This window comes from Nostoc sp. PCC 7524 (genome assembly GCF_000316645.1).
Classification (GTDB): Bacteria; Cyanobacteriota; Cyanobacteriia; order Cyanobacteriales; family Nostocaceae; genus Trichormus.
In genome coordinates, this window is record NC_019684.1 from 5,849,292 (window position 1) to 5,865,609 (window position 16,318).

Here is a 16,318-nt window from a genome sequence, read left to right on the forward strand (position 1 = left end):
CCTACACCCCCATACCCTTTTGGTTGATAGTTACCCAGACGGCTATTCTTCAGCCCCTGGCAGCCTGGGGTGTTGAGCTGAGTATCTAGCAACTAATTTGGATATCTCAGGATTATACAGTCGGAGATAATTCCAATAGTTACCAAACACTTGGCGCACATAATCTCTGGTTTCGTTAAAAGGAATTGCTTCGACAAACTCATCTGGATCTTGAGTAGGTAGAGTTTGCACCCATCTGGCAACGTTACCGGGTCCGGCATTGTAACTAGCGATCGCTAACATAGAATTATTACCGTATCGCTCATGGGTATAATTCAAATACCATGTTCCCAGCATGATGTTATCGTTAGGATTTTCTAAATCAAGAGTTTTAGGATCTAACGAAATTTTAGAAGCTATCCATTTACCTGTATCTGGCATTACCTGCATCAAACCAGTAGCCCCGACCACAGATTTGATTTTCGGCTCAAATCTTGACTCTTGACGCATCAGTGCAGTTACCAACAAAGGATTAAGTTGGCGCTCAGATGACCATTTCTCAATTTCTCGCAGGTAAGGAAAAGGATAACGAGCTTGCCAGTAGATAATCTGTTGACTCAATTCCTGATATTGGGCTTGTTCTTGTGGTGTTTCCCGGTCTTCTAATTTAGATATGATGTCAATACCGGAGAGATTTTCACCGCGTGCCAGACGCATCAACCCTTCCGTAAATTGCTCTGCTACAGTGGGCTGCTGTTTATTGAGATATTCTGTTTCCCATTGCAACCAAGCATCACGGTCTTGAGCCAGCAGATACAATTCTTTAAAGGTTGCAGAACCAGCTGGCGGAATGGGACGCTGATGTGGTACTACTTCGGGGTTGAGTTGGCGGATATTGTTAAAATCGCCCACATTCAACCCTAAAAGATTCGCCGATCGCCAGGCATAATAAGATTGAGGAAAATTGCTAACTACATACTCATAAGCCGTTTTAGCCTCGTCCTCTTTACTTAGGTTATTTGCCCATTTCCCTACCCAAAAACCTGCTCTGGGAGCCAAAATATGATTTGGGTTATCGGTGACAATTGGCCTGGCCCATTTCCATGCAGCAACATAATCTCTAGCTTTAGCTTTTTCTTGAGCCATTTTCCAACGGTATTCTGCGGCTTCATCCGATTTACCGTACTGGTTAAGCAACACTTCCCAGGCTTGTTGCGCTGATTTTTGATCCTTGAGGGCTTGAAAAATTTCGGCTTTTTTCACCAAGGCCTTACTAGCTTGATCTGGGAACTTGACAATGATGCGGTCAAGATAGGGTAAGGCATCTTTGCCCGTTCTCGTCATTTCAGCTAGACGTAATAAGCCTAAACCGGTTTCTTTGGCCTCTGGAAATTGCTGTATGAGTTGATTATAAGTGGCGATCGCCTTTTCTCTGTTTTTACCACCTACTTGCCATCCCCGTGCAGTCCGGTAAAGGTTACGTGGTGTTTTAGGTGCTTTGCTGTAAGCATCTGCCGCTTTGCTAAATTGATTATTTTCCCAGTAAGCTGTACCAATGATGTCCCATTCTTCCGGTTTGAGGGTGGGTTGTTTCATTAATTGATCCAACACACCGACTATACCAGGCTGCTGATAAGCATATCTAGCCAAAGTTAACTGTAACTGTGGCTGATTGGGATTTTCCTGCAACCGCTTTCTGATAATTTCCCAAGTTAGGGGATGGGAAGGAAATTGCGCGATCGCTGTATCATGTAGCTTGGGTTGAGCTATGAGATACTTAGCTTTTACCGCCGCCGCTTCCTGGGGATATTCTTTTAGTACCTTTTGTCTCAAATCGGAAGCTTTGCCATCTGCACCCAACATATCTTGGGCTTGGGCCTGTTTTAATAAAATATAAGGCGCTAGAGCGGGATAATCTTTTTCTAGCCCTGTCAGTAATGGCAGTGCTTTTTGAGCTTGTTTCCTGTCTATATAGTCACTTGCCAACAAATAACGGGCCCGTTGACGGTCTAAGGAACTGCCATTTTGGACAATAGATTCTAATTGTGTGGCTCGTTCTGCGGGTGCTTGCGCGATGAGTGGGAACACAGCTGATTTGGCCTTGGTGGCTTCAGTTAGCTGTTCTGGCTGATTTTTAGATAAATTCAGCCATTGTCCCAAGGATTGGCCAATTTGAGGTGCTGACACCATTGCTCCAGCTGAAAAAGCAAACAGTGCCGCACCTGCAATGATAGCCATTGGTTTTTCTTGTAGTTTCTTCAGCATGAATACTCGCTGAAAAGTTGCGATGAATTTCCTGAAACTCTAGCATTCCTTGCCATGAGTGTAATCACCTTTTTACTAGAGATTTCTAATTTTATAAAAAACACCTGAAATTATAGATGATACCGTTGTTTGGATTGTGTAGCTAAAGCATACTTTTGGTGATGACATCTATCCTCAGAAGGTGTTCTGTTAATATTTTGGTATTTATGTAGATAATTACAGTTTTTTGGTAGCGATCGCCATGAATTTGGTATTCTGATTTATGATGCAATTATCAAAGTATTTTGGTTACATTAACCTATTGTATACCTAATCAATTTTAGTAATTGATCATCTGACTTAAGACTGTGACTTTCCTAAATTTTTAATACAGTCAACCAGAAAAATTTAATTTTCTGATCTTCTGAGGAGGGATATAGCACACTGGTTTTAAGAAATGCAGAGACCCCATATGTGATCAAAAATAGTCAAACTGATCTGATGAACTAAAGACTACAACCTAATCCTGTCAAAGCCTTAGAGAAACTGACTAATTCTAGGAAATCTGGGTTGTCCACAAAATTCTTTGCTGCTAATAATCCGGCAATGCTCCAAGTTTGATAAATCCTGGCTTCTTTACCAATTAAACGACCATTGTTACCATCGTAGTATTCTGGAAATTTGTCCTGAGTTAAACGAGCTTCAGCAATAGCGATCGCCTCTTGGGCTAGTTCTACCCTGCCAGTTTTGATGGCCGCAGCTGTAAACAACCATAATAAAACCGGCCAATGACCGCCATTATGGTACGACCAAGGTATATTTTTTGGGTCACATCCTGTAATAATCCGCCACTCTAAACCTTCTATAGCCGGGTAGCAGATTTTCACAGGCATATAGCCAATTAGGTCTTGCCAGCGATGGACAAATAAATTCATGATGCTTTGGGATTCTGCCTCCGTAGCTAAAGAAGCCAAAATCGCCATCAGATTACCCAAGGCAAAAAAGCGAAAATCCATCCGTCCCGGCCCTAGATTCCCAGCTAAATATCCGCCAGATTCGGGTAGCCATTCGATTACCCAACTAGGAATTGACTCTGAGTAGATATTGAATTTATTGGCGACTTCTTTACCAAATTCGTCACCTTTGTAACGGTAGATTTCTCGCAATCGTTTCAGGTTAAGCCAGTAATAGTTACTGATGTGATAGTGCAGAGCGCCCAATCGTCCATTGAGTTTATCGAGATAGCGTCCTCCATCCCCATCTGGCAAGAGTAATTCCTGTGCCGCCCGCAAAGTTGCGTAGAATAGCACTTGAATTTCTAAGGGGTGTTCATAAACTCCCATGCGGCGATCAATCATAAATGCGCCATCGGGAACTAACATTGTGGGGTACATGGCAAAGCGATGTACCAAGCACAAATCTAAAATGAGCTTGATTCCGGCTTGAAATTGTGGCTGACGGGCTAGTTCTGTATCGCCTGTGGCTTTTTCATAAGCACGCAATAGCAGAATCCACCACAAACAGGAATCAACGGGAGGAACCCGTGCGATCGCCTGTTCACCAAAATCAGCCACTAAATGTTCTTCACCATCATTGCATTCCACTTTAAAGCTAGCAGGCATCAACCCCGACCCTGGTTGAAAACAGTCCATCTGCTTTTCGTGACTTTGTAGTTTCAGTGTTTCTACTAAAAAGTTACGAACAATTTCTGACTTACCTGCCATGAGAAACACCAAAGCAGAAGGCACAAAATCCCGCAGAAAACACTGATCATAGTTGAGTTGATGAGATTCAGGATCTTGTGCTGCTACAGTACCAATGGGTCTTCCCTGGTAATAAATGATGGATTTTTCCAGGAGTTCCCAAGCTTCTGCTTGCAGGAAATATTTTTGATTGATTGTGCGAGTTGTCATAGGTAATATAGTTGCGCTACTACTATCTGCTCAATCTGGGAAAGCACCAAAACCAAACGCTGGAATTCTGGGCGGACTAAGGTAAAATCAAGGTTTTCTAGCCTGGGGAGACGGACTTTACTCGTGTAGCCGCGATTTTATTCTTTAGGTGCAAGATTCAGAGCCGGAGAAATTATTGGTATCTTTGATTTGGTGAAATGGTATCAACTCTCCAGTCAAGCTAGATAATATCTAAGTTCACCCCATAAATAGCCGTCAAATAGCAACTACTCCACACCAAAATCTTCTGTATTCTGACAATCTTGATGCCATGTCACTGTTTCCACATCGACCCTACTGTGGGGTTGTAGTAGTCATTTACGGCAATATTACAGGCTATTGGGCAAGTTGTAGTTATCGGCTGACAAATGCCTGCACTCACGCCTTAATTTCAGGCGTTCTTTCTTTTTAACCCTATCACACATTTCTCTGGTAGTGGTTGGGGGCTGGGGATTGGGATAACATCTTCCTTGCCCTAAACCCCTGCTTCCTCTTAACGCAAATTAGCTGGTATTTCTTCAGGAATCACCCAGTAGTAAATAGTTTTGCCATCTACTTGTAGGGTTTTGTCTGGTTTCCAATCACCCATATCAAAAGCGTGGGAGACTACCCTAGTACCGGGTTTGAGTTCTTTAAAGAGCTTAGGGCGTAGTTTGAGATTAATATCAGGTAACAGATAAAGGGTAACTACCGTCGCTTCACTCAAGTCAGTATTGAACAAGTCTTGCTGAATAAACTTTACCCGATCAGTTACTCCTGCTTTCTGGGCATTAGCGTTAGCTTCTTGAACACGTTCTGGATCAATGTCTATACCTACACCTCTTGTGCCATATTTTTGAGCAGCTGTATTCACAATTCGTCCATCACCACTACCCAAGTCGTAAAGAACATCGTCTTTATTGACTTTGGCTACTTCTAACATGGCATCTACCACTGGCTGAGGTGTTGGTACGTAAGGAACATCAGCAGGACGTTCTTGGGGTTTGGTGGGAGTTTCCGTTTCAGTTTGCGCTGTTAAAGTTGGTGCAGCAGGTTTTGCTTCTGCTTCTAAATCCTGTGTTTGTGTTGTGCATCCAGCAATGCCCAAACTAGCAATACTCAATCCTGTCAGCAATAAAAGCAGGATTTTTGGCAATTTCATGATTTTCTCCAATGTCTTTGTTTGAATTGTGAATTTTGTAGCCAGATACCGTAGGGTTTTGGGAATGTCTTATGTCCTCTTTTGGTGGTAACGATTCCAAACTAAAAAAGGAATACCAGCTACTACTACCAAAACACCAACCAATGCGCCCACATTTGTATAAACCAAGCTGGAGTAAAGTAAGTAGCCGCAGACGATACAAAAAAGTAAGGGTGTGAGAGGATAAAAAGGCACACGAAAAGGTCGAGTGATGTATGGTTCACGGTGGCGTAATACCAGTAGTGATATGCCAGAAAGCAGAAAAAAGAACCAAAATACAGGGGCGGTATAATCCACCATTGTTTCAAACCCTTTGCGGGTAAATGTGCCTAATACAACCAATGCTAGAGCGATCGCAGCTTGTACAACTAAGGCGGAGGAGGGAGAACTGGGGCGTTCCTGCCAACGTCCCATAAAACCAAATAAGGAAAAATCTTGTCCGAGAGCGTAATTGGTACGGGAACCTGTAAAAATCGTGGCGTTGAGTGCGCCTAATGTACAAATAGCAATCAAAACGCTGATTAGTAAAGCGCCTGGTTCACCCCAAATTGAGCGCATTAAATCTGCGGCTACGGCTTCTGATTTGCCCATGTTGGCTAACCCTAAGCCTTGCAAGTAAGCAAAATTGATCAGCAGGTAAATAGCAGTGATGATGCCGATACTCCAAAATAGCGATCGCGCTATGTTACGCTGTCTATTTTGGATTTCGGCTGAGATGTAAGCTGCCTCGTTCCAACCTCCATAAGACAGCAACACAAATACCATTGCTAGTCCCCAAGAGCCTGATCCAGCAGATTCCGTTGGCACAGGATCGGAATTACCAGTAACACTCAATCCTAGTATCACTACCAATAACAAACCTAAGACTTTGGCAACTGTTAGTAAGTTTTGTGTCCACTTACCTTGTTGTAAACCTACAATATTCAAGGCTGTTAATAAAGTAATCGCAACTGCTGCATATACAGCAGAGGAAAATGTGCCTAGTCGCCATATCTGAGAAGCATAGTCACCAAAAACAAATGCTAACAGAGTAATTGAACCAGTTTGAATTACCATGAGCCTCGCCCAGGCAAATAAAAATGCAATCACCCGTCCAAATGCCCGCTTCAGATAATAGTAAACACCACCGACATTAGGATAGGTTGTTGCTAACTCTGCATAGCACAATGCACCGATAATTGAAACTACACCACCAGCTAGCCAAAATAGCATTACAGCAATATTACTACCCGCTTGATTTGCTACCAATGCAGGTGTTTGAAAAATGCCTGCACCAATAACAATGCCCACAATTAGAGCAACTGCATCTGGTAAGGTTAACAGTGGCTTGGGTGCTGCTACATCAGTTATCTGTGTCTCCTCAAGAAAACTGTAATCTTGATGTCTGCTCACATTAGCTCCTTACAAGTTTTTGTACTGAGTGACAAATCTTGACCCTCCGAATTTTAGATTTTAAATTTTGGATTTTGGATTGTTTTTGGTACAAGCCCCAACGCCACTTGCTACCCTGCGGGAACGCTTGCAGCGAATATGCCCTCCGGGTTCGCAGTGGCTCCCCCTGGTGGATGGAACAAATCTAAAAGACGCTACGCACAGTCGGCTCTAAGCGTTGGCGCAGCCTCTCGCAGAGAAGCTATGGCGCAGGCTTTACGCTACGCTATCGTCAATCTAAAATCCCCAAGCTGCACCCATAAAGGGATGCAGTCAATCTAAAATCTAAAATCCAAAATCTAAAATTGATTGACCACTGGTTGTTAATACTCCTAATATTGAGGACTTGATAGTGCAGATATGGCAGTAAACATTGACTGTACCATGAATCTTTGATCATTATTTTCAGCAATAAATGTGACGAGAAAATGACAAATATAAAGGAAATATTAAAAGTACCAGCTTACATTTATTCATATAGTAATTAGATTCTCAGTACAAATTAAACCTACTCATTTCTGGTAGATATTTTGCCAGAATTAATAGATCATAAATTTAAGGTCAAATTATCTACTAACAGGCTATCTTCTAAGTCATTGACAATCTTTCCTCATTTGCTGTAATTCTAGTTAATCAAAGTCTTTCCATCGTTGATCCTAGTATCAGATGGCTGTTTTAGATAGTATAAAAATTGACATGATTTAGCGTCTGCCATTAGTAAGATTTACCAACGACTAAAGAAGTATTATCCAATCTCATGGTTATGAAGAAAAATTATGGACTTACCCAACTGGCGAACTCAAACAAGAAGTTAAGGGACTTCCAGATCAAAAAATATCCAAAATTTAGGGTGCGTCAGTGCGAGAAAACCTAGCTGTACCCAGAAATTATTCATACTGACGTACCCTACTAACCGTCAATTTGGAATAATTTATTTTTTTGTGTTCTCTAAGCAACACACATATTTTAGTATCTACCACTGGGTAGAAGTAAGATATCTATGATTTCACCAACCACCAAACCCAAACTAGCTAAAACAGTGATTGTCAAAAATGAATCTAGTTTGTTGAAACCAGCAAAACGCATTTCTAAGTCAGCTAAAAGTGTACTGGCTAAAGGGATAAGAAACAGACTAAATAATAATGACCAAGTTGCCACTAAAGCAATTGATATGCTTAAAAATAAAATTACTACTAAAGTACGAGAACCCAAAGCCACTAAATTTTCTAACCAAGAGATACTCTTGCGGACTATGGCTATAGCAACAGTGATGATAAAAGCTCCTACTAACCAGATAATATGATGAGCAGCGAGATACCATCCTAGAACAGCATAAGCTAGCCAGAGTAAGACTAGCGGTATGATAGGAATTTTCTGATTAGAGGGTAAATTGATGTTTTCCATACTGTATAAAAGAGGTAAAAATTACTATTAAGACTTCTATTAATCAATCGTAACTTTTATCTTACATTACAGGTGTAGCAAATTCTTGAAAAGAAATACTCGATTGCCAAGAAAAACTTAATTATATTTATGTTAATTTTCTGAGTACAACGCGGCGTAAATAGACCACCTATTCCCAATCAACAAAACATTTTGTAGCTTGCTTTCCTGCGGAGGCGTAAGCCTACTCTGGTGCGTAGTGTCTCCCATAGGAGAAGAGTATTTTAAATTTTCAAGAATGGGGTGTAGAGGTGTATAAATAAATCCCTAAACCTATGAGACTAGAAGGAGACAAGGCGAATAATTGATACCTGAAACATGACCCATTTTTTTCAACCAAAATTCTTCGCTTATGATAGGGTGAGTTTTGGTAAAATTCACATGGACAACAACCATCTCAAGACAGATAAAGTTTTTGGTGTGGTGGCGATCGCCACTTTTTTGGTAACTTGTTCTATTACTGTAGCCATGCTTTTGGCATCCCGAAATAACCAATCAGCAAACACTACTCAAGCTTTACCCATTCCCACTAATCAGCCACAGCCATCAGTTAAACCGCCATCACCACCAGCAGCTAAACAAGACAACTTAACTTTTTCTGTACCAGTTGCATATCAGGGAACAACAGTTTACAAAGTACAACTTAATCATAATGACAAAGCGATCGCTCTCACCTTTGATGATGGTCCTTGGCCAAATACAACCTCAGAAATTTTGGACATTCTCAAACAACATCAGATAAAAGCAACATTCTTTTGGGTAGGTCAAGCTTTACAAGCGCATCCTGACATAGCTAAACGAGTTGTAGCTGAAGGTCACGCTATTGGTAATCATACTTGGCATCATTGGTACAGACGCATGGATGCAGCTACAGCCAAGAGTGAAATTGAACGTACATCCGACTTAATTTACAGAACTACAGGAGTTAAAACGGATTTATTTCGCCCACCTGGAGGGGTTTTAAACAATGGGTTAGCAACCTACGCTAAAAGCCAAAAAAATGCTGTAGTGATGTGGTCTTTAACTTCAGCTGATACTGATCCTCGTGCCGAACCTCAAGCATTTGTGAATAATGTGTTAAAAGGTGCCAAACCTGGTTATATTGTGTTGATGCACGACGGTGGAGGCGATCGCCGCAGAACAGTTCAAGCGTTACCAGAAATTATCAGTGGACTAAAAGAGCAAGGCTATAGATTTGTGACAGTTTCTGAATTACTACAAATGAAACCATAGTAAATTACTAATAATTAGTAATTCGTGTAATTACCCACGCACAACTCAGCACTTTTATGACTCCAACCTTATTTGGTCGTTGGCAAACTAGATTCTTATTACTAGCAACGGTAGGCGTATTAGTATCCTTGCCTTTTGCAATAGGTTTAGTTGCACCTGCCGATTCTATTTACTTTTGGATACTTGGTTATGTTGCTCTTTTCGGTTTAGGGTGGGATGTACTTTATGATTATCTCCAAAAGTTCCGATGGGATAGAGACTGGCCAGCAGCTTATCAACTTTTAGCTGGTATTTGGGAATTATTATTTGTATTTTGCGGAGTCAATGTTTTTGGTTTGCCAGTCCCTATACCTAAAGAAGCAATACCATTAGACGCTTTCTTACTGCACTATATTGTGGTTTGGTTATCAGTATTTATCACCTCTCAAAGTCTGATGCGGATTGTATTTCCCCGTTGGCGTTTCCGGGGAGGACAATGGTTGTAATAAGGCAAAATTTCCACCCAAAAAACGTAGTTTTCTATGCTCAGAAACGATTGCGATAAAGACTGATGTACTGTCCATGAACATTCACGAAATAGGGAACTAGATAAGTGAGTGCTGCCGAAATCCAGCGATCGCGCCCCATATTACCTTGTAATAAAGCATGACCATGATTAATAGCAAATAAAATAGAGCCAACAATAACCGCTACTTTCAACGCCGTAGGCACAAACTTTGGCTGAATTAAACTAGCAAAATATCCTTTAATCAACTTAATTTTAACTTTCCCCATTTCACAAAAACACCCCATTTATTTGTTCAAAAAACTCAGCATCATTCTCTGTGTACCTCCGCGTTAAAAAGGCCAATTACCCCATCCTGACTTTAGGAGCATTCAGATAAGCTTGAGGATTTTCTGGATCAAACTCCAACCCATTAAAAAACCTTTCTACACCTCGTGATGTACTAACTGGAATCGCCGACTCTTGACCAATTAATTTAGCAGCTTCTCGCCATAAATCCTCACGGTTGACAGCATCAATTAAGGGTTTGGTGGCAAAATCAAAAGAACGATAACCCCAGCGCATATCTTCAATTAAAAACCACAAATCATGACTTTTGAAAGGATAGGAAGCATGATCACGCCAAAACTTGATAGCATGGGGGCTGTTTTCCACTACACGTCCATTGCCATAATCAAATTTACCAAGTAAGCGATCGCGCATGAAATCGCTTTTCACACCAATCCATTGGCGTTGTGCCATGATCTCCAACAGTTCCTCTTGATTTTCCGGTTGCTCACACCAGATTTGCGCCTCTAAAAATGCCGCCAACATCGCTTTAGCTGCTTTTGGATACTTATCAACCCACTCAGCACGCACTGCTAAAGCTTTTTCTGGGTGATTATGCCACAACTCCCCAGATGTCACCGTCGAATAACCGAGCTTCTGTTTAATCAGTCGGTAATGCCAAGGATCAACTACACAGAAAGCATCCATGGTACCACTACGCATACTTGCAACCATCTGCGGCGGTGCAATCACAATTACTGACGTATCACGATCCGGATCAATGCCACCATAAGCCAACCACCAGCGCATGAAAAAATCCCCCGTCACCCGCCGATAGGGAACTGCACAACGTACAGTTTCGCCTGTTTTTGTCTTTTGAGTAAAAGCAAATTTTACAGGAGAACTATCTAAGCCCAAATGTAAACTTTTATAAGTATTCGCAACCGATATTCCTTGGCCATTCACATTCATTCTTGCCAAAATATACATCGGGATTTTGCGCCCATAGCTAATTTCCCCGGTAGCCATCAGATAAGTCATGGGAAACAACAAATGAGCGCCATCTAAACCTTCATTGGCAGCACCTAACATGAGTTTGTCTCGCATTACTGCCCATGAAGGTTGTTTGGCTACAACAACATCAGGCATCCCATGTTTAGCAAAAAAACCTTTAGCTTTAGCAATAATCAAAGGACAACAACTGGTTACAGGAATGAATCCCAGTGTCGTCTTTGTCACTTCTGGAGTATCGCTATAGCCAGCATAAACACCATACTTTAATGGAGTATTTGCCACCCCAGAATTAGAACCGTTGCTGAGGGTATGAGTCAGTACAGATGCACCAGCAGCAGCAATAAATTGTCGTCTATTTAGCTTTGCCATATAAAATTTCAATCAATGCTGTCTATACTTGCAAGCGTTTAGCCTGCTCTTGCCCGTGTAAAAATTGCATCAATTCTTGACGTAAATGATGATATTTGGCACTATCTCGAACTTCCACGGAACGAGGATGTTCTAAGGGTATATCTAAAACTTGGCCGATAGTAGCAGCCGGGCCATTGTTCAACATTACTACCTGATCAGAAAGTAATAAAGCTTCATCCACATCATGAGTCACCATGATAGTTGTAATGTGGTAAATATCACAAATACGCATCAACTCTACCTGTAACGAACTACGAGTCAGTGCATCTAAAGCCCCAAATGGCTCATCTAATAACAGTAACTTCGGCTGAATAGCCAAAGCACGAGCCAAAGCCACCCTTTGTTTCATCCCTCCTGAAAGTTGGGCTGGTTTTTTATGAGCGGCATCTTTCAAACCCACCATCTCTAAGTGAGCAGCAATAATCTCACGGCGTTCATTTTTGGATTTTTGCGGCATGGCTTTATCAACGAATAAAGCCACATTTTCCCAAGCAGTCAGCCAAGGTAACAGGGAATAGTTCTGAAATACTACCATGCGATCGCGGAATGGTCGTTTGATTAATTGACCATCTACTCGCACTTGTCCTTGTGTTGGCTTTTCTAAACCAGCTACAATATTTAACAGGGTAGACTTACCACAACCAGAATGACCAATGAGCGATACAAAATCTCCCTGCTGAATTTCTAAGTTGATATCTTTGAGAACAATATTTTTACTACCATCTTGCAGGGTAAATTCTTTTCTAATTCCCCTGATTTCCACAAAACTAGGCATAGTATTTACTTTCACTACCCAAATATATACAACTTCATTGTCGGATTTTCCTGGCTATGAATTATTCTTGAGGAGTCACTTTTTCTGCAATATAAGCCATCATGCTATCTAGCACTAAACCAACTCCACCTAAATAAAGAATTGCCAAAATCATTTCATGAATATTGGCATTGTTGTAAGCATCAACAATGAAAAAGCCAATTCCATCATCGGAAAGTAGCATTTCGGCTGCTACAACGGCTAACCACGATAAACCAATGGCGATTCTCAATCCAGTAAAAATATATGGTAAAGTTGCAGGTAAAAGGATTTTCAGAAAGTTTTCTAATGGTGAAAAACCAGCTAACCTAGAGACATTAATATAATCTTTAGGTATTAGTTTTACACCCAAGGCAGTATTTAAAATAATTGGCCAAATAGCAGTTATACAAATTACGAAAATAGCTGAAGGATTGGGTTTTAGGAAAATAGCTTGCGCTAAAGGTAGCCAAGCCAAAGGAGCCACAGGGCGCAGTATTTGGATCAGAGGATCTATTGCTTTCCTACAAAAGCTGTTCAAGCTAATAATAAAACCAATGGGAATACCTATTAGAATGGCTAGCAAATAACCAAATATTACTCTATTCAGGCTGGCGAGGATTAGCCAAAAAAAACCTTTATTATTGCCTCCTTTATGGAAAAATGGGTCTTTGATTAAATCCCAAGTATTCGTCACAACGGCAACTGGTGATGGTAAAGATGTATCAGGGCGCAAGCTCAAAAAATGCCAGACTAGCAAGAATATAAAAATGCCAAAAATAGATGGTAATGACTGTATTAGTTTTTGGTAAGAGCCTTTTGCTAGTTGCCCAAAAAAGTGTGTTTGCCTATTTTCTGTGTACATTTATTTGTAACCTAAGTAACAAATGCTAAGTAATCTAAAATCATCAAGTGATCTCAATTTTCGCAGTCATTGATTGCAAACTTATAACCTTATTCATATCAGGGACTTCCAGATAAAAAAATATTCAAAATGTAGGATGCGTCAGTGCAAGAAAACCTAGCTTTACCAAGAAATGATTCATACTGACGCACCCTACTAACCGTCAATTTGGACTAATTTATTTTTTGATGTTGCCTCACTTGCTTTGCCAAATAATCGGCTTTCAGTCAAAATACTGAAACTAATTGTTTGAAAATAACTAATAATATAACTAAGTGCAAGTATTGTAAGTAACAATTAATATAAAAATTTACAAAATTTATAAAATTCTCCAATCAAAGTGTGATTAACTCAAAATTTCATTTGATTGTCATCATTGATTGATCACAAAATAAATTGAAAACTTTATTAATTAATAAACACTCTCTGATAGATAAATTACGCAAAATTTGGATAAATAACTACAGAAATTGCCAACCATTTGTTGACAGACAAGATACCTGGGAACTTAATTAAGTTGGTTATGGATGGCTATCGTTATATTCCCAAAGAGTAAATCGATTCTGTCTGCTGGATTATGAATCTTTAATTATTCACCTATTTTGGCAATTTTGGGGGGATTAGCTACCAAATGCTGCCTGATATATTGTTCTCCCAAATTCAGTGATGTGGCAACAATTATTCTCAGAGATCATAGAGTTAAGGTTGACATTTTCCACTAACTTGCAGAATTATCTTAGGGAAAGTAGTTGCTATTGAGGGAACTATGCACACAGTTATTCTGGTTTTAGTTGAAGTGTTGATTGTGATTGGCTTGTCGCGTCTAGTAGGACTAGCATTCAAATCCATCAAACAACCTTTGGTAATTGGTGAGATTGTGGCTGGGATTATGCTTGGTCCCTCGTTATTTGGTTTAGTAGCTCCCCATGTAGCAGCTACCTTGTTTCCTCCAGAAACGATTCCTTTTCTGAATGTTTTATCTCAAATAGGATTAATATTTTTCATGTTTTTGATTGGGTTAGAACTCAATCCAAAATACCTGAGTAGTCAGTTAGAAGTGGCGATTTTAACTTCTCATGTCAGTATTTTAGTTCCGTTTTCCTTGGGAACAGTGCTGGCATTACTGCTTTATCCTTTGGTTTCTAATGCTGGTGTCTCTTTTACTGCCTTTGCCTTATTTTTAGGGGCGGCAATGTCGATTACGGCTTTTCCAGTATTAGCACGAATTATTACAGAAAATAATTTGCAAGGTACACGTTTGGGAACACTAGCGTTAACGTGTGCAGCCGTAGATGATGTCACAGCTTGGTGCTTATTGGCAGTAGCGATCGCCGTAGCCAGAACTGGTAATATCATGGGTGCATTACCCACAATTCTGGCAAGCTTAGTTTACATCGGTTTTATGGTGACAGCAGGACACTGGTTTCTACAACGTCTGGCTACCCATTACCGCCGCACTAGACGGTTGAGCCAATTGGTACTAGCGGGAATTTACATCGCTGTAGTCGCCTCAGCACTAATTACGGAACTAATTGGGATTCACTTAATTTTCGGAGCATTCCTATTGGGAGCAGCTATACCCAAGAATGCAGATTTAGTGCGAGAATTAGCGATTAAAACCGAAGATTTTGTCTTAATCTTTTTGTTACCAATATTTTTTGCCTACAGTGGCTTGCGGACGCAAATTGGCTTATTAAACCGTCCCGAACTGTGGTTATTGTGTGCAGTCGTTTTAGTAGTGGCGATCGCCGGCAAGTTTATCGGTACTTATGTAGCAGCTCGCTTTAGTGGAATCAACAAGCGGGAAGCCTCAGCACTTGGTTGGTTAATGAATACTCGCGGTTTAACCGAGTTAATCGTGCTGAATATCGGTTTGGAATTAGGGGTAATTTCTCCCTTACTGTTTACCATGCTAGTAATTATGGCCTTAGTTACTACCTTTATGACTTCGCCGCTACTAGAGTGGACTTATCCCAAGAAATTGATCAAATTAGATGTCATAGAACCAGAACCAGAAGAATACACAGACTCAGAAGCTTCTGTAGGCAGCCAAACTTACATTCATCCTTACCGAATTTTAGTCCCAGTAGCTAACCCTAGCACTCAGAAAGGTTTAGTACAGTTAGCAACTGCGATCGCCCTCAACTATCGTCAGCCAGCTGTCGTCAATCCCCTGAGCCTGATTGAATTAGAAGAAGATTATGGCTTTGAAAATACTCCCTCTGAAGCTAACCGATTCATTATTCAGCGTCGCCAACAGCTAGAGGAATTAATCAGTACCCTAGAACCAGCAACAACTCAACCTTTTGTTCATCCCATTGTGCAGATATCTAGCAATGTAGCTAGGGAAACCGCACAGATTGCCAAAATTGAACAAGCTGATTTAATTCTTGTCGGATGGCATCGTCCCGCTTTCAGTAACAACCGCCTAGGTGGGCGAGTGGGGCAAATCCTCAGCACAGCACCAGTAGATGTAGCCGTGTTTGTAGATAGAGGAGGAGACAGATTAGAAAATTTGTTAGTTCCCTACTCTGCCAATATCCATGATGATTTGGCGCTAACACTAGCTTTGAGACTATTAATCAATCGTGACACTTGCACATTGCAAGTATTACAGGTATTGCCAGAACACCAAATTCAAGATGAATTGAGTTACGAACTGCACACCATGATTGAACAATTACCAAAAAGTGTGCGCGATCGCATCACCATCAAAATCATTCATTCTCCAGAGCCAATTCCAGCCGTAGTAGCCGCCTCAGAAACCTTTGATCTCACAATTGCCGGTACTAGCCGCGCCTGGGGGATTGAACGGCAAACCCTAGGAAGATACACAGATGCACTAGCTATTCAATGCCGTTCCTCACTCCTGATCACTCGCCGCTACAGTCAACTTACCTCTCATCTCACCTCCGCACTCTCTGATGCCAGTAGTCAAGAGTCCACAGTCAAACACTAAAAC

12 protein-coding genes are annotated in these 16,318 nt (G+C 40.9%); 3 read left to right on the forward strand and 9 right to left on the reverse strand.

What is annotated here, in order from left to right:
* Positions 1 to 42: 42 nt before the first annotated feature.
* The 5 genes from NOS7524_RS23865 to NOS7524_RS23885 form a co-directional block, all read right to left on the reverse strand.
* Positions 43 to 2,244 (reverse strand): lytic transglycosylase domain-containing protein, encoded by a 2,202-nt coding sequence (locus NOS7524_RS23865; RefSeq protein WP_015141045.1) that lies wholly within the window; start codon positions 2,242 to 2,244, stop codon positions 43 to 45.
* A gap of 485 nt (positions 2,245 to 2,729) precedes the next feature.
* A complete protein-coding gene (locus tag NOS7524_RS23870; RefSeq protein ID WP_015141046.1) occupies positions 2,730 to 4,136 on the reverse strand; it encodes a glycoside hydrolase 100 family protein in 1,407 nt (468 codons plus the stop codon).
* A gap of 532 nt (positions 4,137 to 4,668) precedes the next feature.
* The gene (locus tag NOS7524_RS23875) at positions 4,669 to 5,316 is read right to left on the reverse strand and encodes an SAM-dependent methyltransferase (protein ID WP_015141047.1); all 648 of its coding nucleotides are present in this window, start codon (positions 5,314 to 5,316) and stop codon (positions 4,669 to 4,671) included.
* A gap of 69 nt (positions 5,317 to 5,385) precedes the next feature.
* Positions 5,386 to 6,747: an APC family permease gene (locus NOS7524_RS23880; protein ID WP_015141048.1), complete on the reverse strand. Its 1,362-nt coding sequence runs from the start codon at positions 6,745 to 6,747 to the stop codon at positions 5,386 to 5,388.
* Between the two features lie 1,005 nt (positions 6,748 to 7,752).
* On the reverse strand, positions 7,753 to 8,190 hold the full coding sequence (locus NOS7524_RS23885; RefSeq protein ID WP_015141049.1) for a hypothetical protein: 438 nt from the start codon (positions 8,188 to 8,190) through the stop codon (positions 7,753 to 7,755).
* 357 nt (positions 8,191 to 8,547) lie between these two features.
* Between NOS7524_RS23885 and NOS7524_RS23890 the strand changes: the two genes are divergently transcribed.
* The gene (locus NOS7524_RS23890) at positions 8,548 to 9,462 is read left to right on the forward strand and encodes a polysaccharide deacetylase family protein (protein WP_015141050.1); all 915 of its coding nucleotides are present in this window, start codon (positions 8,548 to 8,550) and stop codon (positions 9,460 to 9,462) included.
* A gap of 56 nt (positions 9,463 to 9,518) precedes the next feature.
* Entirely contained in the window at positions 9,519 to 9,947 is a 429-nt protein-coding gene (locus NOS7524_RS23895; protein ID WP_015141051.1) for a hypothetical protein, read from the forward strand.
* A gap of 40 nt (positions 9,948 to 9,987) precedes the next feature.
* On the opposite strand, the gene nrtS is transcribed toward NOS7524_RS23895, so the two are convergent.
* The 4 genes from nrtS to ntrB all read right to left on the reverse strand — a co-directional run bounded on the left by nrtS (position 9,988) and on the right by ntrB (position 13,317).
* The gene (gene nrtS, locus NOS7524_RS23900) at positions 9,988 to 10,236 is read right to left on the reverse strand and encodes a nitrate/nitrite transporter NrtS (RefSeq protein ID WP_015141052.1); all 249 of its coding nucleotides are present in this window, start codon (positions 10,234 to 10,236) and stop codon (positions 9,988 to 9,990) included.
* 76 nt (positions 10,237 to 10,312) lie between these two features.
* Positions 10,313 to 11,617: a CmpA/NrtA family ABC transporter substrate-binding protein gene (locus NOS7524_RS23905; protein WP_015141053.1), complete on the reverse strand. Its 1,305-nt coding sequence runs from the start codon at positions 11,615 to 11,617 to the stop codon at positions 10,313 to 10,315.
* A gap of 22 nt (positions 11,618 to 11,639) precedes the next feature.
* On the reverse strand, positions 11,640 to 12,434 hold the full coding sequence (locus NOS7524_RS23910; protein ID WP_015141054.1) for an ABC transporter ATP-binding protein: 795 nt from the start codon (positions 12,432 to 12,434) through the stop codon (positions 11,640 to 11,642).
* 61 nt (positions 12,435 to 12,495) lie between these two features.
* Entirely contained in the window at positions 12,496 to 13,317 is an 822-nt protein-coding gene (ntrB, locus tag NOS7524_RS23915) for a nitrate ABC transporter permease (protein ID WP_015141055.1), read from the reverse strand.
* Positions 13,318 to 14,122: 805 nt separating this feature from the next.
* On the opposite strand from ntrB, the gene NOS7524_RS23920 reads away from it, so the two are divergent.
* A complete protein-coding gene (locus NOS7524_RS23920; protein ID WP_015141056.1) occupies positions 14,123 to 16,315 on the forward strand; it encodes a cation:proton antiporter in 2,193 nt (730 codons plus the stop codon).
* Positions 16,316 to 16,318 lie beyond the last annotated feature (3 nt).